The sequence below is a fragment of the Kitasatospora sp. NPDC057512 genome (assembly GCF_042802135.1).
Taxonomy (GTDB): domain Bacteria; phylum Actinomycetota; class Actinomycetes; order Streptomycetales; family Streptomycetaceae; genus Kitasatospora.
Window position 1 is genome coordinate 1 of the sequence record NZ_JBHVET010000875.1, and the last position, 3161, is coordinate 3161.

The 3161-nt window shown below is 68.7% G+C and carries 1 protein-coding gene; it reads right to left on the bottom strand.

Annotated elements, in window-relative coordinates:
• Positions 1-37 precede the first annotated feature (37 nt).
• Positions 38-2557: an ATP-dependent Clp protease ATP-binding subunit gene (locus ACFU6K_RS35125; RefSeq protein WP_380670096.1), complete on the bottom strand. Its 2520-nt coding sequence runs from the start codon at positions 2555-2557 to the stop codon at positions 38-40.
• Positions 2558-3161 lie beyond the last annotated feature (604 nt).

Sequence of the window (3161 nt, forward strand, 5' to 3'; positions counted from 1 at the left end):
GGCTCGGTGGCTGTGAAGTTGTCTGTTAAAAGTTGGGCTACTTCGTCAGGTCCGGACCGGACGAGGCGACCGCGGCCGGGGTGTCCGCGACGGCCGACTTCTCCTCGCCGCGGAAGGTGAACTTGGCTTCCTTGCCCTCGCCCTCGACGTCGACGACGACGATGTGGCCGGCCCGCAGCTCGCCGAAGAGGATCTTCTCGGAGAGGTGGTCCTCGATGTCGCGCTGGATGGTGCGGCGCAGCGGACGGGCACCCAGGATCGGGTCGTAGCCGCGCTTGGCCAGCAGCTTCTTGGCCTCGACGCTGAGCTCCAGGCCCATGTCCTTGTCCTTGAGTCGCTCATCCACCTTGTCGATCATGAGGTCGACGATCTGGATGATGTCTTCCTCGGACAGCTGGTGGAACACCACGATGTCGTCGACACGGTTCAGGAACTCGGGGCGGAAGTGCTGCTTGAGCTCCTCGCCGACCTTCGCCTTCATCCGCTCGTACCCGGTCTGGGTGTCACCCGCGGCCGCGAAGCCGAGGTTGAAGCCCTTCGAGATGTCCCGGGTGCCGAGGTTGGTCGTCATGATGATGACGGTGTTCTTGAAGTCGACCACGCGGCCCTGGGAGTCGGTCAGGCGACCGTCCTCCAGGATCTGCAGCAGCGAGTTGAAGATGTCCGGGTGGGCCTTCTCGACCTCGTCGAAGAGGACGACCGAGAACGGCTTGCGGCGGACCTTCTCCGTCAGCTGGCCGCCCTCCTCGTAGCCCACGTAGCCGGGCGGGGAGCCGAACAGCCGGGAGACGGTGTGCTTCTCGGAGAACTCGGACATGTCGAGCGCGATCAGCGCGTCCTCGTCGCCGAACAGGAACTCCGCCAGCGTCTTGGACAGCTCGGTCTTACCGACACCGGACGGGCCGGCGAAGATGAACGAACCGCCGGGGCGCTTCGGGTCCTTGAGGCCCGCACGGGTGCGCCGGATGGCCTGGGAGAGCGCCTTGATGGCGTCCTTCTGGCCGATGACGCGCTTGTGCAGCTCGTCCTCCATGCGCAGCAGGCGGGACGTCTCCTCCTCGGTCAGCTTGAAGACCGGGATGCCGGTGGCGGTGGCCAGGACCTCGGCGATGAGCTCCTCGTTGACCTCCGCGACGACGTCCATGTCGCCGGCCTTCCACTCCTTCTCGCGCTTGGCCTTGGCCTGCAGGAGCTGCTTCTCGTCGTCGCGCAGGGACGCGGCCTTCTCGAAGTCCTGCGCGTCGATCGCGCTCTCCTTCTCGCGGCGCACGTCGGCGATCTTCTCGTCGAACTCGCGCAGGTCCGGCGGCGCGGTCATCCGGCGGATGCGCATTCGGGAGCCGGCCTCGTCGATCAGGTCGATCGCCTTGTCCGGCAGGAAGCGGTCCGAGATGTACCGGTCGGCCAGGGTGGCGGCGGCGACCAGGGCGGAGTCCGTGATGGAGACCCGGTGGTGGGCCTCGTAGCGGTCGCGCAGACCCTTGAGGATCTCGATGGTGTGGGGCAGCGAGGGCTCGGCGACCTGGATCGGCTGGAAGCGGCGCTCCAGCGCGGCGTCCTTCTCCAGGTGCTTGCGGTACTCGTCCAGGGTGGTGGCACCGATGGTCTGCAGCTCGCCGCGGGCCAGCATCGGCTTGAGGATGCTGGCGGCGTCGATGGCGCCCTCGGCGGCGCCCGCGCCGACCAGGGTGTGCAGCTCGTCGATGAACAGGATGATGTCGCCGCGGGTGCGGATCTCCTTGAGCACCTTCTTCAGGCGCTCCTCGAAGTCACCGCGGTAGCGCGAGCCGGCCACCAGGGCGCCCAGGTCCAGCGTGTAGAGCTGCTTGTCCTTGAGCGTCTCCGGGACCTCGCCCTTGACGATCGCCTGGGCCAGGCCCTCGACCACGGCGGTCTTGCCGACGCCGGGCTCACCGATCAGCACCGGGTTGTTCTTGGTGCGGCGGGACAGCACCTGCATGACCCGCTCGATCTCCTTCTCGCGCCCGATGACCGGGTCGAGCTTGGCCTCGCGGGCGGCCTGGGTGAGGTTGCGGCCGAACTGGTCCAGGACCAGGGAGGTCGACGGGGTGCCCTCGGCGGGCCCGCCGGCCGTGGCCGACTCCTTGCCGCCGCCGGTCTGGTAGCCGGAGAGCAGCTGGATGACCTGCTGGCGCACCCGGTTGAGGTCGGCGCCCAGCTTCACCAGGACCTGGGCGGCGACGCCCTCGCCCTCGCGGATCAGGCCGAGCAGGATGTGCTCGGTGCCGATGTAGTTGTGGCCGAGCTGAAGGGCCTCGCGGAGCGAGAGCTCCAGGACCTTCTTCGCCCGGGGGGTGAAGGGAATGTGACCGGACGGGGCCTGCTGGCCCTGGCCGATGATCTCCTCGACCTGCTGGCGAACGGCCTCAAGAGAAATCCCGAGGCTCTCCAGGGCCTTGGCGGCGACGCCCTCGCCCTCGTGGATCAGACCCAGGAGGATGTGCTCGGTGCCGATGTAGTTGTGGTTGAGCATCCGGGCTTCTTCCTGAGCCAGGACGACAACCCGCCGCGCGCGGTCGGTGAACCTCTCGAACATCGTTTATCGCTCCTCAGAGCGGTCGGGCAGTTCGGGGTCCGTCCCCGCCCTGTCCTTCCGCATGCTAGTCCCGCTCAGCGGCGCGGCCCACGGATTCACTCCCCGGTAGAGGAGCGAGATGCTGCGCGACCAGCCGACACCAATCCCAACCTGGTGTTGGGAAACGGTGTTCCCACAGGTGGGCCGGATGCACCGGATTCCGCTACGCCATCGGCGAACACGTGCCGCCGACGCCGCCGCCGGAACCCCTCCGGCCGGTCGCACATACTGCCCCTGGACGGGCCGAAGAACCCGTCCACCTGCATTCATACCCGGTATCGGGGCGGTTCTCGCGCAGTTTCCGCGGTGGCGGTGTTCGCCTGGCGAGAAGTCGGGCCGCGGTGACGGCGGTTCGACGGCGGACGGGGTGCCGGGTACGTCGCCCCGGTGCCGTCCGCGTTGCCGCTTCGCCCCTACAGCGTCGCACGGCCCGTGATTGTTCCGCCGCCCGAGCCGGTGCCCGAGCCGCCGCCCGAACCGGTACCCGGGCCCGGACCCGGGACGGCCCCCGGGGCCGGGGGCGGCGGGCTCCTCCGGGCACGCGCCGCGGGGCGCGGAGGAGACT